The organism is Aeromonas sp. 603079, assembly GCF_049172135.1.
In the GTDB taxonomy this organism is placed as follows: domain Bacteria; phylum Pseudomonadota; class Gammaproteobacteria; order Enterobacterales; family Aeromonadaceae; genus Aeromonas; species Aeromonas veronii.
In genome coordinates this window covers 36989-60800 of the sequence record NZ_JAAKPX010000028.1, presented here as the reverse complement: position 1 = coordinate 60800, position 23812 = coordinate 36989, and the positions used below count along the sequence as shown (strand labels likewise).

23 protein-coding genes are annotated in these 23812 nt (G+C 59.2%); 16 read left to right on the top strand and 7 right to left on the bottom strand.

The genetic code is table 11. From position 1 onward, the window contains the following. Positions 1-77: 77 nt before the first annotated feature. From G5287_RS18650 to G5287_RS18640, 3 genes are all read left to right on the top strand, one after another. Positions 78-1814, top strand: a complete 1737-nt coding sequence (locus G5287_RS18650; protein ID WP_227342694.1) for an ABC transporter transmembrane domain-containing protein — start codon at positions 78-80, stop codon at positions 1812-1814. Beyond that, positions 1811-3562 carry an ABC transporter transmembrane domain-containing protein gene (locus G5287_RS18645; RefSeq protein ID WP_227342696.1) on the top strand — a complete coding sequence of 584 codons (1752 nt, stop codon included), beginning with the start codon at positions 1811-1813 and terminating at the stop codon, positions 3560-3562. The genes G5287_RS18650 and G5287_RS18645 overlap by 4 nt, the downstream gene beginning before the upstream one ends. A 166-nt stretch (positions 3563-3728) precedes the next feature. After that, positions 3729-4202 (top strand): DUF4442 domain-containing protein, encoded by a 474-nt coding sequence (locus tag G5287_RS18640; RefSeq protein WP_019446113.1) that lies wholly within the window; start codon positions 3729-3731, stop codon positions 4200-4202. A gap of 33 nt (positions 4203-4235) precedes the next feature. On the opposite strand, the gene ybcJ is transcribed toward G5287_RS18640, so the two are convergent. Beyond that, positions 4236-4469, bottom strand: a complete 234-nt coding sequence (gene ybcJ, locus G5287_RS18635) for a ribosome-associated protein YbcJ (protein ID WP_005361116.1) — start codon at positions 4467-4469, stop codon at positions 4236-4238. A gap of 260 nt (positions 4470-4729) precedes the next feature. Here ybcJ and G5287_RS18630 point away from each other — a divergent pair, with 260 nt between their 5' ends. The 3 genes from G5287_RS18630 to pdxY all read left to right on the top strand — a co-directional run bounded on the left by G5287_RS18630 (position 4730) and on the right by pdxY (position 7190). Beyond that, positions 4730-5293, top strand: a complete 564-nt coding sequence (locus tag G5287_RS18630) for a VC2662 family protein (protein ID WP_320546028.1) — start codon at positions 4730-4732, stop codon at positions 5291-5293. A gap of 84 nt (positions 5294-5377) precedes the next feature. Beyond that, positions 5378-6154, top strand: coding sequence for a DUF429 domain-containing protein (locus G5287_RS18625; RefSeq protein WP_421231704.1), 777 nt, complete (start codon positions 5378-5380; stop codon positions 6152-6154). A gap of 172 nt (positions 6155-6326) precedes the next feature. After that, positions 6327-7190, top strand: coding sequence for a pyridoxal kinase PdxY (gene pdxY / locus G5287_RS18620; protein ID WP_216953460.1), 864 nt, complete (start codon positions 6327-6329; stop codon positions 7188-7190). A gap of 77 nt (positions 7191-7267) precedes the next feature. Here the strand turns inward: pdxY and G5287_RS18615 are convergent, their stop codons facing one another. After that, positions 7268-7660 (bottom strand): NUDIX hydrolase, encoded by a 393-nt coding sequence (locus tag G5287_RS18615; RefSeq protein ID WP_139478043.1) that lies wholly within the window; start codon positions 7658-7660, stop codon positions 7268-7270. 339 nt (positions 7661-7999) lie between these two features. Between G5287_RS18615 and G5287_RS18610 the strand changes: the two genes are divergently transcribed. Both G5287_RS18610 and G5287_RS18605 read left to right on the top strand, forming a co-directional pair. Further along, positions 8000-8845 (top strand): DUF5718 family protein, encoded by an 846-nt coding sequence (locus G5287_RS18610; RefSeq protein WP_421231703.1) that lies wholly within the window; start codon positions 8000-8002, stop codon positions 8843-8845. A 58-nt stretch (positions 8846-8903) separates the two neighbouring features. Beyond that, positions 8904-9344 (top strand): acetyltransferase, encoded by a 441-nt coding sequence (locus tag G5287_RS18605; protein ID WP_421231702.1) that lies wholly within the window; start codon positions 8904-8906, stop codon positions 9342-9344. A gap of 73 nt (positions 9345-9417) precedes the next feature. Here G5287_RS18605 and G5287_RS18600 read toward each other — a convergent pair whose 3' ends face one another. From G5287_RS18600 to G5287_RS18590, 3 genes are all read right to left on the bottom strand, one after another. Next, entirely contained in the window at positions 9418-9735 is a 318-nt protein-coding gene (locus G5287_RS18600) for a DUF4377 domain-containing protein (RefSeq protein WP_421231701.1), read from the bottom strand. A gap of 91 nt (positions 9736-9826) precedes the next feature. After that, positions 9827-11113 carry a citrate synthase gene (locus G5287_RS18595; RefSeq protein ID WP_005346116.1) on the bottom strand — a complete coding sequence of 429 codons (1287 nt, stop codon included), beginning with the start codon at positions 11111-11113 and terminating at the stop codon, positions 9827-9829. A gap of 189 nt (positions 11114-11302) precedes the next feature. Then, entirely contained in the window at positions 11303-11491 is a 189-nt protein-coding gene (locus tag G5287_RS18590) for a hypothetical protein (RefSeq protein ID WP_216953465.1), read from the bottom strand. Between the two features lie 64 nt (positions 11492-11555). Here G5287_RS18590 and sdhC point away from each other — a divergent pair, with 64 nt between their 5' ends. The 8 genes from sdhC (at position 11556) to sucD (ending at position 21129) form a co-directional block, all read left to right on the top strand. Then, positions 11556-11933, top strand: a complete 378-nt coding sequence (gene sdhC, locus G5287_RS18585; protein ID WP_236340408.1) for a succinate dehydrogenase cytochrome b556 subunit — start codon at positions 11556-11558, stop codon at positions 11931-11933. After that, positions 11927-12271, top strand: a complete 345-nt coding sequence (sdhD, locus tag G5287_RS18580; protein WP_216953466.1) for a succinate dehydrogenase, hydrophobic membrane anchor protein — start codon at positions 11927-11929, stop codon at positions 12269-12271. Before sdhC ends, sdhD begins: the two co-directional genes overlap by 7 nt. Position 12272: 1 nt before the next feature. After that, complete coding sequence (sdhA, locus tag G5287_RS18575) at positions 12273-14039, top strand: succinate dehydrogenase flavoprotein subunit (RefSeq protein ID WP_013723668.1); 1767 nt, start codon at positions 12273-12275, stop codon at positions 14037-14039. 16 nt (positions 14040-14055) lie between these two features. Next, entirely contained in the window at positions 14056-14772 is a 717-nt protein-coding gene (locus G5287_RS18570) for a succinate dehydrogenase iron-sulfur subunit (protein ID WP_216953467.1), read from the top strand. Positions 14773-14887: 115 nt separating this feature from the next. Continuing rightward, on the top strand, positions 14888-17698 hold the full coding sequence (gene sucA, locus G5287_RS18565; RefSeq protein WP_216953468.1) for a 2-oxoglutarate dehydrogenase E1 component: 2811 nt from the start codon (positions 14888-14890) through the stop codon (positions 17696-17698). A 33-nt stretch (positions 17699-17731) separates the two neighbouring features. Continuing rightward, positions 17732-18919: a 2-oxoglutarate dehydrogenase complex dihydrolipoyllysine-residue succinyltransferase gene (odhB, locus tag G5287_RS18560; RefSeq protein ID WP_201937995.1), complete on the top strand. Its 1188-nt coding sequence runs from the start codon at positions 17732-17734 to the stop codon at positions 18917-18919. Between the two features lie 171 nt (positions 18920-19090). Further along, the gene (gene sucC / locus G5287_RS18555) at positions 19091-20257 is read left to right on the top strand and encodes an ADP-forming succinate--CoA ligase subunit beta (RefSeq protein ID WP_005361097.1); all 1167 of its coding nucleotides are present in this window, start codon (positions 19091-19093) and stop codon (positions 20255-20257) included. Beyond that, positions 20257-21129, top strand: coding sequence for a succinate--CoA ligase subunit alpha (sucD, locus tag G5287_RS18550; RefSeq protein WP_005333542.1), 873 nt, complete (start codon positions 20257-20259; stop codon positions 21127-21129). The genes sucC and sucD overlap by 1 nt, the downstream gene beginning before the upstream one ends. A 96-nt stretch (positions 21130-21225) precedes the next feature. Here sucD and G5287_RS18545 read toward each other — a convergent pair whose 3' ends face one another. Next, positions 21226-21870, bottom strand: a complete 645-nt coding sequence (locus tag G5287_RS18545) for a hypothetical protein (RefSeq protein WP_139407497.1) — start codon at positions 21868-21870, stop codon at positions 21226-21228. Between the two features lie 530 nt (positions 21871-22400). Further along, positions 22401-23807, bottom strand: a complete 1407-nt coding sequence (locus G5287_RS18540) for an FAD-dependent oxidoreductase (RefSeq protein ID WP_421231700.1) — start codon at positions 23805-23807, stop codon at positions 22401-22403. Positions 23808-23812: the final 5 nt, after the last annotated feature.

The following is a 23812-nucleotide window of genomic DNA, read 5'->3' as shown; positions in this document are numbered from 1 at the left end:
TGTTCTATTTCTGCGTGGCTTCTCTGATGGCCGCTCCTTGGAGCGGTCACGGGCAGAGAGCGCTAAAGGTTGGTGGTGTGAGCGTATTTCTACGATTGAGCTGGTTTTTCAAGGAGCAGTGGCCCCGTTATCTGGCTGCCATCTCCCTGCTACTGATGGTGGCCCTGTTGACCGTTATTCCGCCCAAAGTGGTGGGCTGGGTGGTTGATGGCATCACCAGGGGCGGTCTCGACAATGGTACCCTGATGCGCTATCTGGCGGGGCTGTTTGGTCTGGGTGTGCTGATTTATCTGCTGCGCTACGTCTGGCGGGTGATGCTGTTCGGTGCCTCTTACCGTCTGGCCTATGTGTTGCGCAATCGCCTTTTCAGCCATTTCACCCGGATGAGCCCCGATTTTTATCAGCGCCACCGTACCGGCGATTTGATGGCCCATGCCACCAATGACATTCAGGCTGTGGAGATGACCGCTGGCGAAGGGGTACTGACTCTGGTGGACTCCATCATGGTCGGGGTATTGGTGCTCTCCATCATGTGCAGCCAGTACTCTTGGCAGTTGACGCTGGTCTCCTTGCTGCCGCTGCCGGTGATGGCCTATTTCATGAACCGCTTCGGCACCCAGATCTACACCCAGTTCAAGGCGGCGCAAGGGGCCTTCTCCAGGCTCAACAACAAGACCCAGGAGGCTCTTTCCGGCGTGCGGGTGTTGAAATCCTATGCGGTTGAATCGCTGGAAGATGAAGGCTTTGCCGAGCTGACCAAACAGGCGGGGGAGCGCAATATGGCGGTGGCCCGCATCGATGCCAAGTTCGATCCGGTCATCTACCTCTGTATCGGTTGCTCCTACTTCCTCGCGGTGGCGGGGGGCAGTGTGCTGGTGCTGCGCGATGAGCTGACTCTGGGTGAGCTCACCAGCTTCACCATGTACCTCGGCCAGCTGATCTGGCCGATGTTTGCCATCGCCTGGCTGTTCAACATCATCGAGCGGGGCAGCGCCGCCTACTCCCGTATCGAAAGCCTGCTGGGGGAGCGCAGCGATATCGAAGAGCCCGCCCAGCCGGCGGTGTTTACCTCTGCCTTTCCTTTGCAGATCAAAGGGGTGAGCTATCAACTCGAGCAGCGCACCCTGCTTGCGAATATCGACGTTACCCTCAAGCAAGGGGGGATGCTCGGGGTGGTGGGGCGCACCGGGGCAGGCAAGAGCTCCCTGCTCAAGCTGTTGATGCGCCTTGCCAATCCGACTCACGGTTCGATTGTCATGGGTGGCGTTCCGATTGACCAGCTGCCGCTCGCCACACTGCGCAGCCAGTTTGCCTATGTGCCGCAGGAGCCATTCCTGTTTTCCACCACTATCGCCGCCAATATCGCCCTCGGCAAACCCGATGCGAGCCGCGAGGAGGTCGAACGGGTGGCGCGCATTGCCTGTGTCCACGATGATATCGTGCGTTTCCCCAAGGGTTATGAGACCGAGGTCGGGGAGAAAGGGGTGACCCTCTCCGGCGGCCAGAAACAGCGGTTGGCCATTGCCCGTGCTCTGCTGCTGGAGGTGCCCATTCTGGTGCTTGACGATGCGCTCTCGGCGGTGGACGCCCACACTGAGCAGCAAATTCTGCACGCCCTCAAGGCCCATCGTCGCACCCTGATCCTGGTCAGCCATCGCATGACGGCGGTGGAGCAGGCCGACGAGATCCTGGTGCTGGAGCAGGGGGCCGTCAGCGAGCGGGGTCATCACGGTGCCCTGATGGCGCACAATGGCTGGTACGCAGATATGGTGCGTTATCAGCGTCTCGAAGAAGCGGTGGAGGAGAGCCTGTGAATCCGACCATTAAACGACTGCTCGCTTACTGCGCCCAGTATCCTCGCTGGCTTATTCAGGCGGGGATCTGTTTGCTGCTTGCCACCGGCGCCGAAGTGGCCGGACCGCTGCTGATCAAGCTTTTTATCGATGACTATCTGGCGCCACGCAATATCGTGCTGCCCACCATTGCCCTGATTGCGGCGGGCTATCTGGGTTTGCAGGTGCTCTCGGCGGCTGGCTTCTATTTGCAATCCCTGCGCTTTAACCGCATCGCTCAGGCGGTGGTGCAAACTTTGCGCGAGCAGGTATTTGCCACCGCCATCCGCTTGCCAGCTAGCTACTTTGACAAGCATCGCTCTGGCTCGCTGATTTCCCGCATCACCAACGACACCGAGGCGATCATGAACCTCTATGTGCAGGTGATCGGCTTGCTGGTGCAAAAGGTGGTGCTCTTGTGCGGCATCCTCATCTCCATGGCGCTGCTGGATCTGCGGCTGATGCTGGTCTGCTCCCTGTTGCTGCCCGCCGTGGGCGGGGTGATGTGGCTCTACCAGAAACTGAGTGTGCCGGTGGTGCGAGCGACCCGCAGCCTGCTCTCCGACATCAACAGCCGCCTCAACGAGTCGCTGCAGGGGATGCCGGTGATCCAGGCGATGGTGCAGGAGCGCTACTTTGCCAACGCCTTTGCCGAGGTGAATCAGCAGCACTGGTCGGCACGGATCAAGAGCCTCAAGATCAACGGCATTTTGCTGCGTCCGCTCATCGATCTCTTCTACATGATGGTGCTGATTGGCCTGTTGGCGCTGTTTGCCCACGAGGGACTGAGCAGCACTGGTGCCATTCAGGTGGGTGTGCTCTACGCATTTATCAGCTATCTGGGCCGGATGATCGAGCCGCTCATCGAGATGACCAACCAGCTTAACCAGCTGCAGCAGGCGATGGTGGCGGGGGAGCGGGTCTTTGCCCTGCTCGATGAAACCCGCGAGAGCACCGAGGGCGAGCTGCGCCCGCTGGAAGGGCGGGTCAGTTTCGAGCGGGTGAGCTTCTCCTACGATGGTGAGCAGCAGGTGCTGCGGGAGGTCAGTTTTGCCGCAAAACCGGGCCAGATGCTGGCGCTGGTGGGCCATACCGGCAGCGGCAAGTCCACCATCATCAGCTTGCTGATGGGCTTCTATCCGCTGGATCAGGGGCAGATCCGCTTCGATGATCACGCACTGGATACCCTGTCGCTGGCGGCGGTGCGCCGCAGCATCGGGCTGGTGCAGCAAGATCCCTTTATCTTCGTCGGCACCCTGGCGGAGAACCTGCGTCTCGGCCGCGCCGGCATAGATGACGCGCGGCTCTGGCAGGCGTTGAGCGAGGTGCAGTTGGCCGACTTTGTGCGCAGCTTGCCACAGGGGATCAACACCCTGATGGAGGAGGGGGGCAAGAACCTCTCCGCCGGTCAGCGGCAACTGCTCTCCTTTGCCCGTGCACTGGTGGGAGATCCGCGTATCCTCATTCTGGATGAAGCGACGGCCAGCGTGGACTCCCAGACCGAGTTGGCGCTGTCGCAGGCGATCTCTGCCGCCCGTCGTGGCCGCACCACCATCGCCATCGCCCACCGCCTCTCGACCATCGTCGATGCGGACGAGATCCTGCTGCTCTCCCGCGGTCAGGTGAATGAGCGGGGTACCCATGGTGAGTTGATGGCCCTCGGCGGTCACTATGCCCAGCTGTTCGAGATGCAGAGTCAGGGGGCCTGGCTGGAAGAGAAGCGCGCCTGATCGGCACATTTGCTGTAACAGCGACATGAGCGAAAAGAGGGAACCGGTGCGGTTCCCTCTGTTTTTTTGCGTTGGGTAAAGGTCGTAACCGTGATCCCTGTGCTTGTCGAATGGCGCAGATGCAGGCAACATGTTGTTTACATTAACTCATCGGATCAGTTCGCATATGGATTTGCAACGCTTCAAAGCCAATCTGGCGCTTCGGCTGTTTGCCTGGCGCTACATTCCCGTCATCGGGTTTTGTGCCCCGATCATCGAAGAGATGAACGCCAAGGCGCTGCGCATTCGCATTCCCCTTGGCTGGCGTACCCGCAACCACCTGGGCAGCATGTATTTTGGCGCGCTGGCGACCGGCGCCGATCTGGTAGGCGGTCTGCTGGTGATGGAGAAGGGGCGGCAGCGGCGCAAGAAGGTGCACTTCGCCTTCAAGGATGTGCAGGGGGAGTTTTTGAAACGACCGGAGGGGGATGTGCAGTTCGACTGCGCAGCGGGGGAGGAGATTGACGCCATGATCGACGAGTCGCTGGCAAGCGGTCAGCGCATCAATCGCCCCATCCAGGTGGTAGCCACCTGTCCGTCATTGAACGGGGATGAGGCGATGGCGCGTTTTGTGCTGACCCTGTCGATCAAGGCCAGCTAGCGGGTTGCCGGAGAGTGGCTCCCCGAAACGGGTTTAGCCAATCTCCGGGCTGACGCCCTCTTTCACCACGACCTTCATGCCGTTGAAGTTGACCACCTGTTCGGCCACGATCTTGCAGCGCTTGCGGGTCTCCACCTGACCGTCCACCTCGACCAGCCCTTCGGCAACGAGGGCTTTGGCGGCGCCGCCACAATCGGCCCACCCCTGATGTTTGATAAGGTCACACAAGGCAACGAAGGGGTGACCTTCGAGCAGAAACGTCTCCATGGGAAATCCTCTAGATGGATGAATGCCGGATACAGCAGGGCGACTATTTTAGGCAGTTCGCTCAGGCAAAGAAAGGAAGAGGGGCCACTCGCTGCGAAAAAGTGGCCGATTGTCCTTGAGGTGGCGCTTTCGCAAGACCTGATGGAGAGGTGAGAGGGCCAACCGTGACGTATCGTGACGCACCTCGTCCCTGCTGGTGTGCCCACACTAGCCCCTTACTGTTAGGATCGGGTCACTCTCAATGGCCCAAGGAACTTTCCATGACACTCTCCCGCCTGCTGCTGGCATGCAGCGCCCTGACCCTGTGCTGTGTCGCGCAGGCCAGTACTCCGGTGCAGGTCTCGCTGCCCGGGGTCAATTTGCCCGCGTCCCATCAGGTGGAAGGGGCGCGCGCCTCGCTGCTCTACGGTCGGACCGGTCAGGTGAAGGGTATTGATCTGCCGATCTTCGCCCTCTCCGATGTGGATCAGTTCAGCGGCCTGCAGCTCGGGATCTTTCTCGGTGCCGGTAGGGTGCGCCACCAGTTTGGCGGAGTTGCCATCAACGCCATCAACTGGCACGAAGGGCAGGATACCGGCGTCAATCTGGGGCTGGTCAACCTGACCAATAATGTGCAGGGGCTTAACTGGGGGGCGGTCAATATCGCCAAGGGCAATGCGCTGGCCAACGTCGGCTTCGTCAACTATGCCGAGCGTACCACCTTCCAGATTGGCTTTATCAATGCAACCAAGCACCTCGATGGCTTGCAGATCGGGCTGGCCAACTATGCCGCCAACGGCGTGTTCCCCATTCTGCCGCTGGTGAACTTCCAGAAATCGTTCTGACCAAGGCAGTTCGCTTTGCGTTAAAGGCATCTGCTGATTACCCTGTGCCTCTTGCAACTTGTGACAGGCGAACAGAGGTAATTGATGACGGCAGGGCAAATGAGTGCAATCGGGATCGGCTGGGATGTGCGTGGCTGGCAGGGCAGCGCCCAGGCGGTGGCCGTGGTGGGCTGGCAGGCCGACTCCAACCGCCGGCACTGGCTTGGGGTGTCGCCGCTGTTTCGTCTAAGCTCGCGGGTGGCGCCGGATCTGGCCGCTCTGCTGCGTCCGGCCCTGCAAAACGAGCTGACCCTGATGCAGGTAGAAGCCTGCCCGCAACTGGCGCTCGGTATCGATGCGCCACTCGCTTTTCCCCGTGCCTTGCGGGATCTGCTAAATGGCCAGCCACATAGCTGCGCAGCTCCCGAGCGTGAGATAGACAACCCCTACGCCTATCGCGACTGCGAGCGCTGGCTGTATCAGCAGTACGGCAAGAAGCCGCTGTCGGCCACCTTCGACCGGCTTGGCAACAATGCCACCCTGGCGCTCTCCATGCTGCCGCGACTCTCGGATCTGCAACTGGTGCCGACCGTTGCCCCGAAGGCCAGTCGCGCCGTGCTGGAGGTCTATCCGGCATTGGCCAAAGTGGGCGGCAAGGCCTCTCCGGCACGGCCCGATCTGGCGGCCTTGCTGCCCGCGGGCGTGCTGGCAGGCACCGATCGCTACGATGCGGCGCTCTGCGCCCTGATGGCGCTGCAATATGCCGCTGGTGGCAAGGTGACTGTGTTGCCTGAGCTGATTTCGCCACCCAGTGACATGCCGTGTGATGAGGGATGGGTCTATCACTTTGCCCGTCATGGCGTTGAGTACAACGGGATGTGACGGACGGACGCGGCGCATCATGGCTCCGCTCACCTTGTTGATGTGGGCCAAATGGCGTAAAAAACCTGTCTTTAGTCAGGAAATTGCCTGTTCATCCCGCGCCAAGGTGGCGCATCGTTATCTTCATCCGATATATTGCCCACCTTGCTGATCCTTTGCTGTGGTATTCCCGATGAAATCCGTTCTCTCTATTCAGTCCCACGTGGTCTTTGGTTGTGCCGGCAACAGCGCGGCCGTCTTCCCCATGCGCCGCCTTGGTATGGATGTATGGCCCATCAACACGGTGCAGTTTTCCAACCACACCCAATATGCCCAGGGGTGGCAGGGGATGGCGATGCCGGCGGGTCATATCAGTGCGCTGGTGAAAGGATTGGGCAATATCGAGGTGTTGAGCCAGTGTGACGCCGTGCTGAGTGGCTACCTTGGCTCCGCCGAGCAGGGGGACGAGATCCTGACCGTGGTCAACGCTGTCAAGGCGGCCAACCCCGATGCCATCTACTTCTGCGACCCTGTGATGGGTCACCCGGAGAAGGGGTGTATCGTCGCTCCTGGCGTCACCCGTTTCCTGACCGAGCAGGCGTTGCCGGTGGCCGACATGATGGCCCCCAACCTGCTGGAGCTGGAGACCCTCTGCGATACCCATCTGGCTGATCTGGATCAGACCCGCGCGGCTGCCCATCAGCTGCTGGCTCGCGGCGTCAAGCTGGTGCTGGTCAAGCATCTCGGTCGTGCGGCGCAGGACTCCAGCCGCTTCGAGATGCTGCTGGCGACCCCGCAAGGGGATTACCTGATTGCCCGTCCGCTCTATGACTTTGCCCGCCAGCCGGTGGGGGTTGGCGATCTTATCAGCGCCCTGATGCTGGCGAATTTGCTTGCTGGTCACGATGCGGTCAGCGCGTTCGAACGCACCAACGCCTCGGTGGATGCGGTGCTGCAGGAGACCTGGCGCCAGCAGGCTTACGAGCTGCAACTCATCGCCGCGCAAGATGCGTTTGATTCGCCGAAGGTGGAGGTGCGAGCGGTGATACTACCCTGATTGCTGCCATGTCTGAAGCAAAAGAGGTGAGCCATTGGTTCACCTCTTTTTTGTTTGTATCGCTCCCGGCTATGGGGTCAGCGGATCAACCCCTGCTCAACCAGCCAGGCAAACAGCAGACGTGAGACGGGGGAGAGCTCATCGAGGTGAGAGCTGTCGAGCCAGCGCAGCTCGGCAATTTCGGCCGAAGCGATGGGGGTGCCGCTTGCTTCGCCGGTGTAGCAGCGAAGTCTCACCTCGACACCTGCCGGTTTGCCATCGGCCTGGGCGCTGAATTCGCAGGCAAAGCGCAGGGTGTCGGGTTGCAGGGTAACAGCCAGCTCCTCCTCAATCTCGCGGATCAGGGCTGCCTCGTCGCTCTCACCCGGTTCCCGCTTGCCGCCCGGGATGTAATAGATGTCCTTGCCGTGGGAGCGGGCGCAGAGCAGCTGCTGATCTTTAAAGGTGAGCCAGGCAAGTTTGTCGATCATCCGTTTTCTCTCCAATGGGGTTGCCGTGATGAGCAGTGGCGCACTCAAGCACACCGTTGTTTTGCATGCCGGCAGCCTAACAAAGATGAAGTTGAGTCCCAAGGAGAAAGAGGGAAGATGCCGGAAACGCACTGTTTCCTGCGTGGTGACCAGCGTAGCTGGAAGAGTACGCAATGGCTGTTTCACCACAGCCTTCTCGTCCCTAAAAAAGTGGGCTGGCGCACACCACGACAGGGCCGGACTGGGCGAAGGCGGGGCCCTTGTGGTTTAATCTTGCCACTTTAGCGGTAGTGGGCGACGGGCCTGCTACCTTGCGTGGTCAAGATGCAGGTGAGCAAGATGCAGATAGCAGCAGAGAGCAAATTTATCGGACTCGGGGTCGCGGGGAATTTCGCCGGTCATCTGGAGCAGGCGGGTGAAGCGTCGGACTTCGTAGCGGTAGTCGTGCGGGATACCACGGCGCCCAAGGCGCTGTTCCCCTTTTTCGTGCCGGGCCATCCGGGTCAGCTCGGGGTATTCCCGTTGAGCGACAAGGCTATCTTCCTGCCGGAGGCGGCGGTCAGTGGTGACGAGAAGGTGCAGATCGAGCCGGAAGTAGCCCTCTGGTGCGAGCTGGAGTATGCCGGCAAGCAGGTGGTAGCGATCCATCCCCGTGCCTTTGGCGCCTATAACGACTGCTCCATCCGTCGTCCCAATGCCAAGAAGATCAGCGAGAAGAAGAACTGGGGCGAAGAGAGCAAGGGATTGGCGGCCAATCTGCTGCCGCTTTCCGGTTTTGCCGTCGGTTGCGAGCTCGATGACTATCGCATCGCCTGCTATCTGGAGCGCGATGGCGAGCTGCACGCTTACGGGGTAGACAGCGCCGCCATCGACTACAGCTACTTCCACGGCAAGCTGCTCGACTGGGCCATCGACAAGTTCAAACATCAGCAGGATGAGGGGCCGGCGGAGCACATTCAGGGGCTGCTGGCGCAGGCGGGGCATCCTCCCCACGCGCTCATCAGTATCGGCGCCACCCGTTATACCTCGTTTGGCGAGACCCACTTCCTCAAGCCCGGCGACACCTCCTGTGTGGTGGTCTATCCGGGCAGCCGTTATAGCGAAGCGGATATCCGCGAGGCGATCCGTACCCGCAGCTTTGGTGCCGATGTGTCGGTGCTGCTGCAAGCGGTGCAGGCGCGCTAATCAGATTGGCCCGCGGGGCGGCAATTGCCATCCTGCGGGCTGCAACAAAGAGTCATTGATGAAGATTGATACTGCAACGCGGGCCGATTATCCGGCCCTGATCGATCTGTGGGAGGCCTCTGTTCGGGCGACCCACCACTTCCTGCCCGAGGCCGAGATCCTGGCGCTTAAACCGCTTATTCTGGAGCACTACTTCGATGCGGTGACACTGCACTGTGCCCGCACAGAAGAGGGGCGTATTGCCGGTTTTTGCGGGCTATGCGATGGCAAGATAGAGATGCTGTTTGTGGCACCGGCGGTGCGCGGCAGTGGCGTGGGTCGCCGGCTGGTGGGACATGCCATCAGCCAGTGCGGCGCGACGCTGGTTGACGTCAATGAGCAGAACGAACAGGCGGTGGGCTTCTATCTGAAGATGGGATTTACTGTGACGGGTCGTTCGCCGCTGGATGGTCAGGGTAAGCCCTATCCGCTGCTGCATATGGCACTGGTGCCGACCTGATCGTGCCTGATGAGGCGCAGTCCCCATAAAGCAACGGGGGATGGCATCAGCCATCCCCCGTTTTTTGATCTTGTTACTTGCTGGCGACCTTGTTCACCACTTTGATCAGCCTATACCGCAGGGAGGGGGCATCGGCCGGCACATCGGTGAGCTGCTCTTTGCTGACAATGAGTTGATAGCCGTAGCCCGGCTCGAACTGGAAGCCCTCTATCTGCTGGTAGAACAGCGTCCAGGGCTGCTGCTCGTCGCTGCGAACCTGCATGCACTGCATCGGGCCAACCCCGACGCAATCGACCAGCTGGCTGTTGATATAGAGGGTCTCACCCTGTTGGACCGTGGTGCCCTGACAGGCGGTGAGCAGCAGGACGGCGCTGGTAAGCAGAGGTTTCATAAGGGCTCCTTGAGCTTAAAAGGGCATTAAAGCGGCAAACAAAAAGGCGGTCAATGACCGCCTTTGTAACAAACCATGTTGATTCAGTTCATTAGCGTTGATCAAGCGGCGTGAAGTCCCGTTGCGGGTGGCCCACGTAGAGCTGGCGCGGGCGGCCGATCTTGCTATCCGGATCGGAGTGGAACTCGTTCCAGTGGGCAATCCAGCCGATGGTACGGGAGATGGCGAAGATCACGGTGAACATGTTCATCGGGATACCGATCGCCTTCATGATGATACCGGAGTAGAAGTCCACGTTCGGGTAGAGTTTCTTCTCGATGAAGTAGGGGTCGGAGAGCGCGATGCGCTCCAGCTCCATGGCCACGTCCAGCAGCGGATCCTTGATCTGCAGCTCGGTCAGTACTTCGTGGCAGGTTTCGCGCATCACGGTGGCACGAGGGTCATGGTTCTTGTAGACACGGTGACCGAAGCCCATCAGACGGAACGGATCGTTCTTGTCCTTGGCCTTGGCGATGTACTCGGGGATGCGATCCACCGAGCCTACTTCCTCCAGCATGCGCAGGCAGGCTTCGTTGGCACCACCATGGGCCGGACCCCACAGGGAGGCGATACCTGCGGCGATACAGGCAAACGGGTTGGCACCGGAGGAGCCAGCCAGACGGACGGTTGAGGTAGAGGCATTCTGCTCGTGATCCGCATGGAGGGTAAAGATGCGGTCCATGGCGCGTTCGACCACCGGATTGACCTTGTACTCCTCGGTCGGTACCGCAAACATCATATGCAGGAAGTTGCCTGCATAGGAGAGGGCGTTGCGCGGATGCATGAACGGCTGGCCTATGGAGTACTTGTAACACATGGCCGCCAGGGTCGGCATCTTGGAGATGAGGCGGAAGGCGCAGATCTCGCGGTGCTGTTCGTTGTTGATGTCCAGGGCGTCGTGATAGAAGGCAGAGAGTGCGCCCACCACACCACACATGATGGCCATGGGGTGGGAATCACGACGGAAGCCGCGGAAGAAGAAGGCAATCTGCTCGTGCACCATGGTATGGCGGGTCACGGTACGCTGGAAATCGGCAAACTGTGCCTTGGTGGGCGCCTCGCCGTAGAGCAGGATATAGCAGACTTCGAGGTAGTTGGACTCTTTGGCCAACTGGGCGATGGGGTAGCCACGGTGCAGCAAGACACCCTGATCCCCGTCAATGTAGGTGATGGCAGATTTGCAAGAACCGGTCGCCATAAAGCCCGGGTCAAAGGTGAAATACCCTTGCCCACCCAGCTTTCTAACATCGACAACATCCGGTCCAACGGTTCCAGACAGGATCGGCAGTTCAACCGGATCTTTCCCGGGCAGGTGTAGGGTGGCTATCTTATCAGCCATAGCACGTCTCCTTTGCTCTTTATAATTTGGTTCCAGTCCTACTCTATTACGACTTTTATGACGCTGGCAAAGGTTGTTACCCATACCGAGGTGGCTGGAGCGCCCTATTTGAAACAGAGTTCCCTATCAATGTCAATTTTGCTGGGGCGGCATTAAAGGCATTAACGGAATGTTAAATTAAATATGCGATCAAGTTTGCGGTTTTGTGTTTTCTTTGTAGCTGTTTGATTGTCTTCGGTTAAGGCCGTCGATATACTGCGCCACGTGGGTCATGGCTGCTGGTGTTTGAAACGCTTTGGCAAAGCCTGATGTGAAACCGAAAATTCGCGTTTTGGCTTTTTCAGAGTGTTTTGGTAACAAATAGCCAACAATCACCATCCCGTACCCTCAAGTGTGAGTTAAAACAATAACTAACGTGCTCAATAGAGCTGAGTGGGCAAGCGTGAAAAATAAACAGAGACCGGTCAACCTCGACCTACAAACGATCAGCTTTCCTGTCACTGCCATCGCCTCCATCCTGCACCGTGTTTCAGGGGTTATTACCTTTGTGGCACTGGGCATCTTGCTGTGGATGCTTGGCACTTCACTCGCCTCTCCCGAAGGGTTTGCAACCGTGGTTGCCATCATGGACAACTTCCTGGTCAAACTCGTGCTGTGGGGGATCCTGACTGCGCTGGCTTACCACATTGTGGGCGGTTTGCGTCATCTGGTCATGGACATGGGCTATTGGGAAGAGCTGGAATCCGGTAATCAGAGTGCCCGTGTGGCCTTCGTGATCACCGTGATCCTGGCTGTATTGGCGGGAGTGCTTGTATGGTAACCAATTCTGCAACTTTCGGGCGCAGCGGCGTTCACGATTACATCCTGATCCGCGCCACCGCCCTCATCATGACCTGCTATGTCCTCTATCTGGTGAGTTTTGTCGCGTTCAACGACATCACCTACGAGGTGTGGACAGGTTTCTTCGCCAATACCTTCACCAAGGTATTCACCCTGTTGGCCCTGCTCTGCGTACTGATCCATGCCTGGATCGGTCTGTGGCAGGTGTTGACCGACTATATCAAGCCGGTAGGGCTGCGCGGGGCGCTGCAATTTGCCCTGGTCGTGGTGCTGTTTGTCTATCTGATGACGGGTTTCGTCGTGCTGTGGGGTGTGTAAGGTGACTATTCCAACTCGTGAATTTGATGCTGTGGTGATTGGTGCCGGTGGTGCCGGTATGCGCGCCGCGTTGCAGATTGCCCAGTCCGGCAAGAGCTGCGCTCTGTTGTCCAAGGTTTTTCCAACCCGTTCTCACACTGTTTCCGCTCAGGGCGGGATCACGGTTGCGCTGGGCAATGCCCACGACGACAACTGGCAGTGGCACATGTATGACACGGTAAAAGGTTCCGATTACATCGGTGATCAGGAAGCCATCGAGTACATGTGCAAAACCGGTCCCGAGGCTATCTATGAGCTGGAGAACATGGGCTTGCCCTTCTCCCGTTTCGATAACGGGTCTGTCTACCAGCGTCCGTTTGGTGGTCAGTCCAAGAATTTCGGTGGCGAGCAGGCTGCTCGTACCGCAGCGGCCGCCGACCGTACCGGTCACGCCCTGCTGCACACCCTCTATCAGCAGAACGTCAAGAACAAGACCACCGTCTTCTCCGAGTGGTATGCGCTGGATCTGGTGAAAAACCAGGATGGCCACGTGGTGGGTTGTACCGCCATCGATATGGAGAGCGGTGAAGTCGTCTACTTCAAGGCCAAGGCCACCGTGCTGGCGACTGGCGGTGCCGGTCGTATCTACCAGTCCACCACCAACGCCCACATCAACACAGGTGACGGCGTAGGCATGGCGCTGCGTGCCGGCGTCGGCGTGCAGGACATGGAGATGTGGCAGTTCCACCCGACCGGCATCGCCGGGGCTGGGGTGCTGGTAACCGAAGGCTGCCGTGGTGAAGGCGGCTATCTGCTCAATAAAGATGGCGAGCGCTTCATGGAGCGTTACGCCCCAAACGCCAAGGACTTGGCCGGCCGCGACGTGGTGGCCCGCTCCATCATGATCGAGATCCGTGAAGGCCGTGGCTGCGACGGTCCCTGGGGCCCGCACATCAAGCTCAAGCTGGATCACCTCGGCAAAGAGGTGCTGGAATCCCGTCTGCCGGGGATCTGCGAGCTCTCTCGCACCTTCGCCCACGTGGATCCGGTCAAAGAGCCGATCCCGATCATCCCGACCTGCCACTACATGATGGGTGGCGTGCCGACCAACGTGAATGGCCAGTGCCTGACCCAGGACAAGAACGGCAACGATGTGCCGGTGGTCGGTCTGTTTGCGGTGGGCGAGATTGCCTGCGTCTCGGTGCACGGCGCCAACCGTCTGGGTGGCAACTCCCTGCTGGATCTGGTGGTGTTCGGCCGCGCGGCCGGCATGCATCTGGTCAACACTCTGGGCGAGATGGAACATGGTCGCGATGCCTCTGAGTCGGATCTGGATGCCGCACTGGCCCGCTTCAACCGCTGGGAAAATTGCCGTGACGGGGAAGACCCGGTGCAGATCCGCAAAGACCTGCAGCGCTGCATGCAGAACAACTTCTCCGTGTTCCGCGAAGGGGCTGCGATGGCAGAGGGGCTGGCCGAGCTCAAGGTTATCCGCGAGCGCCTCAAGTCAGCCCGTCTGGATGACACCTCCAAAGAGTTCAACACCCAGCGCATCGAGTGCCTGGAGCTGGACAACCTGATGGAGACGGCGTTTGCCACGGCGGTTGCCGCCAACTTCCGTACCGAGAGTCGCGGTGCTCACTGCCGCTTCGACTTCCCGGATCGCGACGATGAGAACTGGCTGTGCCACAGCCTCTATCATCCGGACACCGAGTCCATGACCCGTCGTGCTGTCAACATGTCACCCAAGACCCGTGAGGCGTTCCCGCCCAAGGTTCGGACTTACTGATTGCGGAGCCAGCCCTATGAACGTCACATTCTCTGTCTACAGATACAATCCGGATGTTGATAACGTCCCCCATATGAAGGATTATCATCTTGATATTCCTGAAGGTTCCGACATGATGGTGCTCGATGCACTGATCCAGTTGAAAGAGCTGGATCCCACGCTCGCCTTCCGCCGCTCCTGCCGCGAAGGGGTTTGTGGATCTGACGGTCTCAACATGAATGGCAAGAACGGTCTTGCCTGCATCACCCCGCTCTCCGATTTGCTGAAGAAGGGCAACAAGGTCGTTATCCGCCCCTTGCCCGGCCTGCCGGTGATCCGTGATCTGGTGATCGACATGACCCAGTTCTACACCCAGTGGGAGAAGGTCAAACCCTTCCTCATCAATGAAGACAAGTTGCCGCCGGTGCGTGAGCACCTGCAATCCCCCGAAGAGCGTGCCAAGCTGGATGGCCTGTACGAGTGTATTCTTTGTGCCTGCTGCTCCACCTCTTGCCCCTCCTTCTGGTGGAACCCCGACAAGTTCATCGGTCCGGCCGGGCTGCTTGCCGCCTACCGCTGGCTGGCTGACAGCCGCGACACCGCGACCACCGAACGGCTGGGTAATCTGGACGACGCCTTCAGCGTGTTCCGCTGCCACGGCATCATGAACTGCGTGAACGTCTGTCCGAAAGGCTTGAACCCGACCAAGGCGATTGGCCAGATCAAGTCGATGTTGCTCAATCGGGCTGTTTAGTATTTGGGCCGGCCCTGTGCTGGCCCGACTTCCGGATAGCCATCCCACCCGTGGCAGGATGGCTGTTTGAACCCTACAAGCTGCGTAGCAGTAACAAGAAGTACAAGGGATAGAAATGCATAACGGCGTGATGAAGGCCTGGTTGGAGTCATCTCACCTGGCTGGTGCGAATGCAAGCTATATCGAGGATTTGTACGAATCCTTCCTGGAAAATCCTGACTCCGTATCCGATGAGTGGCGCAGCCTGTTTAGCGAGCTGCCCCAGGTCAATGGCCATGCGGTCGAACAACCCCACTCCCAGGTCCGCGATTATTTCCGTCGTCTGGCCAAGGATCCCTCTCGCTACAGTGCCCCCGTCTCCGATCCGCAAGTGGATGCCAAGCAGGTGCGGGTATTGCAGTTGATCAATGCCTTCCGTTTCCGTGGTCACCAGAATGCCAATCTGGACCCGCTGGGCCTGTGGCAGCGTGAAACCGTTGCCGAACTGGATCCTGCGTTCCACAACCTGCAGGGCGCAGATATGGAGGCCACCTTCAATGTGGGTTCCTACGCCATCGGTCGCGAGACCATGGTGCTCTCCGACCTCTACGCCTCGTTGAAGAAGACCTATTGCGGCAGCATAGGTGCCGACTACATGCACCTCACCTCCACGGAAGAGAAGCGCTGGCTGCAACAGCGCCTCGAATCCATTGAAGGGAAGGGGAGCTACACCCTCGAAGAGAAGACCCGTTTCCTCGAGAGCCTGACCGCCGCCGAAGGGCTGGAGAAATATCTGGGCGCCAAGTTCCCGGGAGCCAAGCGCTTCTCGCTGGAAGGGGGCGACGCCATGATCCCCATGCTCAAGGAGCTGATCCGTCGCGCCGGTGAGCAGGGCTGCAAAGAGGCCGTTATCGGTATGGCCCACCGCGGTCGTCTCAACGTGCTGATCAACGTGCTGGGCAAGCGCGCGCAGGATCTGTTCGACGAGTTTGCCGGCAAGCATGGCGAATCCTGGGGTACCGGTGATGTGAAGTACCATATGGGCTTCTCCTCCGACTTCGCCACCCCGGGTGGCAACGTCCACCTAGCGCTGGCGTTCAACCCCTCTCACCTCGAGATCGTCAACCCCGTGGTCATCGGCTCGGTCCGTGCCCGCATGGATCGTCGCGGTGACAAGGATGGCTCCAGCGTGTTGCCCATCACTATTCACGGTGACTCGGCCATGGCCGGTCAGGGCGTGGTGGCCGAGACCTTCAACATGTCCCAGACCCGCGCCTATGGTGTCGGCGGGACGGTGCGCATCGTCATCAACAACCAGGTTGGTTTCACCACCTCCTATATCCGTGACCTGCGCTCCACCGAATATTGCACCGACATCGCCAAGGCGGTGCAGGCGCCGGTGCTGCATGTCAACGGGGATGATCCGGAAGCCGTGGTGCTGGTGACCCAGATTGCGCTGGATTACCGCAATACCTTCAAACGCGACGTGGTGATCGAGCTGGTCTGCTACCGTCGTCACGGCCACAACGAAGCGGATGAGCCGAGCGCGACCCAGCCTTTGATGTACCAGAAGATCAAGCAGCACCCGACCCCGCGCAAGATCTACGCCGATCAGCTGGTGGCCGAGGGGAGCCTCGCTCAGGAGCGGGCGACCGAACTGGTCAACGTGTATCGTGAAGCGCTGGATCGCGGTGAGCGGGTGAGCAAGGAGTGGCGGCCGATGGAGCTACACTCCGTCGACTGGACGCCGTATCTGGGCCACGACTGGAACATGGCCTATGAGAGTGCCGTGCCGATGGATCACCTCAAGAGCCTCGGCGAGCGGGTGAGCCAGTATCCGGCAACCCACGTGCTGCAGCGTCAGGTCGAGAAGATTTACGAAGACCGCCGTCTGATGGCAGCGGGCGAGAAGCTGGTGGATTGGGGCTTTGCCGAGACCCTGGCCTACGCCACTCTGGTGGACAAGGGTTCCCGCATCCGCTTTACCGGTGAAGACTCCGGCCGTGGCACCTTCTTCCACCGCCACGCCGTGCTGCACAGCCAGACCGATGCCAGCACCTACACCCCGCTGTGCAACCTGCACGACGAGCAGGGCCCGTTCGAGGTGTATGACTCTGTGCTGACCGAGAACGCGGTACTGGCCTTTGAATATGGTTACGCCAGCGCCGAGCCGGCTGGCCTCACCATATGGGAAGCCCAGTTCGGCGATTTCGCCAACTGTGCCCAGGTAGTGGTGGATCAGTTCCTCTCCTCCGGTGAGCAGAAGTGGGGCCGGATGTGCGGCCTGACCATGTTGCTGCCGCACGGTTACGAGGGGCAGGGCCCGGAGCACTCCTCCGCCCGTCTGGAGCGTTATCTGCAGATGTGCGCCCAGCACAACATGCAGGTGTGCGTGCCCTCAACCCCGGCGCAGGTGTTCCATATGCTGCGTCGTCAGGTGGTACGTCCGATGCGCCGTCCGCTCATCGTGATGACGCCCAAATCCCTGCTGCGCCACCCGCTGGCGGTGAGCAAGCTCGAAGAGCTGGCGGAAGGCACCTTCCAGAACGCCATTGGCGAGATCGACGCGCTGGATCCGAAAGCGGTCAAGCGGGTGGTCTTCTGTTCCGGCAAGGTCTACTACGACCTGCTCGAAGCCCGTCGCAAGGCGGAGCAGAAGGATGTGGCGATCGTGCGTATCGAACAGCTCTACCCCTTCCCGGAAGAGGAAGTGCGCGCCATTCTGGACGATTACAGCCACGTCACCGATTTTGTCTGGTGTCAGGAAGAGCCGCAAAACCAGGGCGCCTGGTACTGCACCCGTCACAACTACGATGACGTGCTGCCGACCGGAGCCACCCTGCGTTATGCCGGTCGTCCGGCGTCCGCCTCACCGGCGGTTGGTTACATGTCCGTCCATGCCAAGCAGCAGAAAGCCTTGGTGGAAGATGCCCTTACTCTGGCCTAAGCCCTGAACAAGAAGTAACAAGGAACTGATTAGATGACTATCGAGATCAAGGTACCGGACCTGCCGGAATCAGTGGCGGATGCCACCATTGCCACCTGGCACAAGAAGCCGGGTGATCTGGTCGCCCGTGATGAAGTGCTGGTCGACATCGAGACCGACAAGGTGGTGCTGGAAGTGCCGGCACCGCAAGCCGGTGTGCTGGGGGATATTCTGCAAGGGGAAGGGGCGACCGTGTTGTCCCGTCAGCTGATTGCCATCCTCACCGCCGCTCCGGTGGCCGGTGAAGAGACCAAAGAGAAACCCGCTGAAGCGGTTGCCGACGATGGCGCCGATGGCCTGAGTCCCTCGGTGCGCCGCCTGATTGGCGAGCACGACATCGACGTGGCCAAGCTGACCGGCACCGGCAAGGGCGGTCGCATCACCAAGGATGATGTGGAAGCCTACATCAAGGCGCTGAGCAAGCCTGCCGCAGCCGCTCCGGTTGCTGCTGCGCCGGTCGCACCGGTTGCCGCACTGGCCGGTCGCAGCGAGAAGCGGGTGCCCATGACCCGTCTGCGCAAGCGCATTGCCGAGCGTCTGCTGGAAGCGAAAAACACCACCGCCATGCTGACCACCTTCAACGAGGTCAACATGAAGCCCATCATGGATCTGCGCAAGCAGTACGGCGAGATCTTCGAGAAGAAGCACGGCATCAAGCTCGGCTTTATGTCCTTCTACGTGAAGGCGGTGGTGGAGTCCCTCAAGCGCTATCCGGAAGTGAACGCGGCGCTCGATGGTGATGACGTGGTTTACCACAACTACTTTGACGTCAGTATCGCCGTCTCTACCCCCCGTGGTCTGGTGACGCCGGTGCTGCGCGACTGCGACAACATGAGCCTGGCAGACATCGAGAAGGCCATCAAGGATCTGGCGGGCAAGGGCCGTGACGGCAAGCTGACCGTGGATGAACTGACTGGCGGCAACTTCACCATCACCAACGGTGGCGTGTTCGGCTCCCTGATGTCCACCCCGATCATCAACCCGCCCCAGAGCGCCATTCTGGGGATGCACAAGATCCAGGATCGCCCGATGGCCGTTGACGGCAAGGTCGAGATCCTGCCGATGATGTATCTGGCGCTCTCCTACGATCACCGTCTCATCGACGGACGCGAATCGGTAGGCTTCCTGGTCTCCGTCAAGGAGCTGCTGGAAGACCCGACCCGTCTGTTGCTGGACGTCTAAGCCTGTGGTACCCGGGCAAGGGGTTTGCGCCCTGAGCCAGATGTGCTGCTGGACGTTTGAGTAATACCCGAGCGATTGAAAGATAACGAGGGGCCGCCCAGGCCCCCATTCACAGGGGATTGAGAAACACCAGCCCCGGACGGAAATACCTACAACACGGATAGAGCATCTATGAATCTGCATGAATATCAGGCAAAACAGCTGTTTGCCGAGTATGGCCTGCCGGTCTCCGAAGGTTATGCCTGTGCTACCCCACAAGAAGCGGCCGAAGCGGCCGACAAGATTGGCGGCAATACCTGGGTCGTCAAATGCCAGGTACACGCCGGTGGCCGCGGTAAAGCTGGCGGCGTGAAAGTGGCCAAGAGCAAGGATGAGATCCGTGCCTTCGCCCAGAACTGGCTTGGCAAAAATCTGGTGACCTACCAGACCGACGCCAACGGCCAGCCGGTCACCAAGATCCTGGTGGAATCTTGCACCGACATCGCCAAAGAGCTCTACCTGGGCGCCGTAGTTGACCGTGGTTCGCGCCGCGTGGTCTTCATGGCCTCAACCGAAGGTGGCGTGGATATCGAGAAGATCGCCCACGAAACCCCCCATCTGATCCACAAGGCGGCCATCGATCCGCTGGTGGGTCCGCAGGCTTATCAGGCCCGCGAACTGGCCTTCAAACTGGGTCTGGTCGGCGATCAGATCAAGCAGTTCACCAAGATCTTCATGGGTCTGGGCCAAATGTTCCTAGATTGTGATTTCGCGCTGCTGGAGATCAACCCGCTGGTGATCACCGCGCAGGGCAACCTGCACTGCCTGGATGGCAAGATCAACATCGACGCCAACGCCCTCTACCGTCAGCCCAAGCTGCGCGAGATGCACGACCCGTCACAGGATGACCCCCGCGAAGCGCACGCTGCCCAGTGGGAGCTGAACTATGTGGCCCTCGATGGCAACATCGGCTGCATGGTCAACGGCGCCGGTCTGGCCATGGGCACCATGGATATCGTCAACCTGCATGGCGGCAAGCCGGCCAACTTCCTTGACGTCGGCGGCGGCGCCACCAAGGAGCGCGTAACCGAGGCGTTCAAGATCATCCTCTCCGACAGCAACGTCAAAGCGGTGCTGGTCAACATCTTCGGCGGCATCGTGCGCTGCGACATGATCGCGGAAGGCATCATCGGTGCGGTTAAGGAAGTGGGGGTCAAGGTGCCCGTCGTGGTTCGTCTGGAAGGCAACAACGCCGAGCTGGGTGGTATCAAGCTGGCCGAGAGCGGCCTCAACATCATTGCGGCCAAGAGTCTGACCGATGCCGCGCAGCAAGTCGTCAAAGCAGCGGAGGCCAACTGATGAGCGTACTGATCAACAAGGACACCCGAGTCATCTGCCAGGGCTTTACCGGCGGTCAGGGTACTTTCCACTCCGAGCAGGCGCTCTCCTACGGCACTCAGCTGGTCGGCGGCGTCTCCCCCGGCAAGGGCGGCACTACCCATCTGGGCCTGCCGGTGTTCAACACCGTCCGTGACGCGGTCGAAGCGACCGGCGCTACTGCCTCCGTCATCTATGTGCCGGCACCGTTCTGCAAGGACGCGATCCTGGAAGCGATCGACGCGGGCATCAAGCTCATCGTCACCATCACCGAAGGCATCCCGACTCTGGATATGCTGGACGTCAAAGTGAAGCTGCAAGAGACCGGCGTGCGGATGATCGGCCCGAACTGCCCGGGTGTGATCACCCCGGGTGAGTGCAAGATCGGCATCATGCCGGGCCACATTCACAAGCCGGGCAAGGTGGGCATCGTCTCCCGCTCCGGCACCCTGACCTACGAAGCGGTCAAGCAGACCACTGACGAGGGCTTTGGCCAGTCCACCTGCGTCGGTATCGGTGGCGACCCCATCCCGGGCTCCAACTTTATCGACATTCTGGAGATGTTCCAGAACGACCCGCAGACCGAAGCGATCGTGATGATCGGCGAGATCGGCGGTAACGCCGAGGAAGACGCGGCCGCCTATATCAAGGCCCACGTCACCAAGCCGGTCGTCTCCTATATCGCCGGTGTTACTGCCCCTCCCGGCAAGCGGATGGGCCACGCTGGCGCCATCATCTCCGGTGGCAAGGGTACCGCCGCCGAGAAGTTTGCCGCGCTGGAAGATGCTGGCGTGAAAACCGTCCGCTCCCTGGCCGATATCGGCAAGGCCCTGCGTGAAGTGACTGGCTGGTAACTCTTGTTAGCCCGTTATCTCTAATAAAAATGCCGCCCGATGGGCGGCTTTTTTATTTATGTCTAATTGTCTCAAAAATTTTAGCTCATCTGAGTATTAAAATCTTTGCTCAGCAACATCGGCCATTATTCTATCAACCTCTTCACTTTCACAGTCGGTTGCTACCATCCAAAGATAAATACCATAGGCTCTTATCATCCGATAGTAATCGACAGCTTCCTTCATTGTTGGTAGAGCAGTACCTGCATCATCATGAGTTAATTCATTTCGTCTATCAACCAATTTGGTTATTTTATCTATGTCATCATCATCGATCTTGTTGTTCCATTCAGTTAGTTTTTTCTTGTTGTATGGGCCATTGAAAGATACAAGGAAATCTTTAAATATCTCAAAAAGTTCAATGATTGCAAGTTTTGCAATTACAGGTTCAGCCCTAGATACGCCGTTAGGAATACTTTTGAATGGTGCTTTAATGCCACCGTTTTTATTTCTAGTTGGTTTATCACCAAGAATCATAGCAGATAGAACAGACATTTCATTACTTGTTTTAAAACAGTAGGGGTGAGTTCTTATGATTTCTTTTTCATTTGCAGGGGCAGATAGATATGGCCCATCTTTCCACGCCAAATTATCGTCTCCACAGCAATTTGGATCTAACATTTTCTCTGCTGATCTTGCCAAGTCAAACACCCAAGCGCTATCCAATGCGGCTTCATTTATTTTCTTTAGAAAAGCTTTCATTTTATTTTCCTAACGAGTGAAGTAAAATGCCTGCTATATATTGGTTGGTGTTTTACGAATCATTTTAATAGGCGGTTGATAAGTTTCAAAATAGATGCTAATCGTTACACTCAAAGAAGATAGTATGCCACAGGACCTACATGAATTTTATAGTGGCAGATCAATCTTTTAAACTTGATAAAAGCCATCTCGTATGTTGGGCTAAAAAGGTAGGTTGGTGCTGAACGAAGTGAAGCCCAACGTTTACCGTGATATATGCTTGTCAATCTGTTTACTGCTCGGCCACATCCTTGTTTATTCCGCCCTGGTTGGCGTAATCATGCTCGTCTGTTGGGCTTCGCTACGCTCTGCGCCAACCTACAAATCACGCTATCTCAATCCTGCCGCCGCTGGGACCATCAGCTGATCACGCTTGGCGATAATGCCCCCTCAGATTTCACCTGTAAAAATGCCGACCCTCGGGTCGGCAGTTTCAAGAAATAGGGTGTGGGGCGAAACAGTATGAGAAATTGTTGCCCTCTATCGCCGGGCTATTTATCCGCCTTGCCCGCCGCATCGGCAAGTTTGGCCAGCTGTTTGTCATACCAGGCCACCGGACGGTTCTCATCTTCCGCCCGCTCCTTGCGCCGGATGGCGTTGCGCACCGCCATGGCCCCCAGCCAGCGAAACGGCTCGGGCGGAAAATAGCCGCGCGGGCCGCTGACCAGCGCGCAGTCGCGCCACGGCTTGTCCTCCTCCCGCACTTCATCGCGCACCAAAGTTGCCAGGATCTGGCCGCCGATCCAGCTTTGCGCCACCCCGTTGCCGGAGTAGCCGAGGCCATAGACGATATTGGGCTGCCCTCGCCAGTGGCCGAAGAAGGGGAGGCCATCTACCGAGCGGTCGGAGGCGCCGCACCAGCTGGCGGCGATGGGCACCTCTTTGAGTGCCGGAAAGAAGCGGCGCAGGGTGCGGGTGAGGGGGGCAAGATAGCGGCTAGGGGCATCGAACTCGGCCAGATGGCGGTTGGCAAAGGCGAAGGTGTTGCCCCCCTTGCCCAGCATCAGCCGCCCTTGCGGAGTGGAGCGGTAGTAGTGAACAAAGGTGCGGCCATCCACCACGCTGCGGCCGTGCGCAAGCTGCTGGGCGGCCATTGCATCCGGCGCGGGGTTGGTTATCACCATATCGGAGGAGACCAGCACGATACTGCGGCGAAACTCGCGAAAGTGCTGCACCATGGCGCTGTTGAGGGCCAGCACCACCTTGCGGGCACGCACCTCACCCTGCGGCGTTTGCACCCGCGCCGGCTGGCCCGCCTCAAGGCGCTGCATGGGAGAGTGTTCATAGACCTCGACCCCCAATTCCCGTGCCACCCGCAGCAGGCCGCGCACCAGCAGTGCCGGTTGCACCGAGCCCGCGTGGGGGCTGTAGAGCCCCTCCAGATGAACGTGGGAGCCGCTCTGGCTCGCCAGTTTATCCTCTTCAATCACTTGCCACTGGTTAAGGTCTGCGCGTTTGAGTTCCTGCAATACCGGCTCCATCAGGCCGCGCTGCGCCTCGCTGGTAGCGGTGTAGCAGGTGCCCTCGACCCTCAGCTGTGCCTCTATGTTGTGCGTTTCGCAGAAGCGGGCGATCTCGTGCACCGCCTGCTCGGATCTTTGCACCAGCCAGGCGGCCTGCCGCTCGCCAAAGAGGCGCTTTAAGGTCAGGTATTTGGCCGACCAGGTGAGCAAACAGCCGCCGTTGCGCCCGGAGGCGCCGCTGCCGCAGCGATCTTTTTCCAGCACCATGATGCGCAAGTGTGGCTCGGCCTGTTTAAGGGCGATGGCGCTCCAGAGCCCGGTAAAGCCGCCACCGACGATGCAGATATCGGCCTCGTGGTGGCCGACTAGGGGCGTGGGTGGCGCGGGCTGTTCGGCGGTGAGCGCCTCGGCCAGCCAGAAGGGGAGAGTGGACATGATGA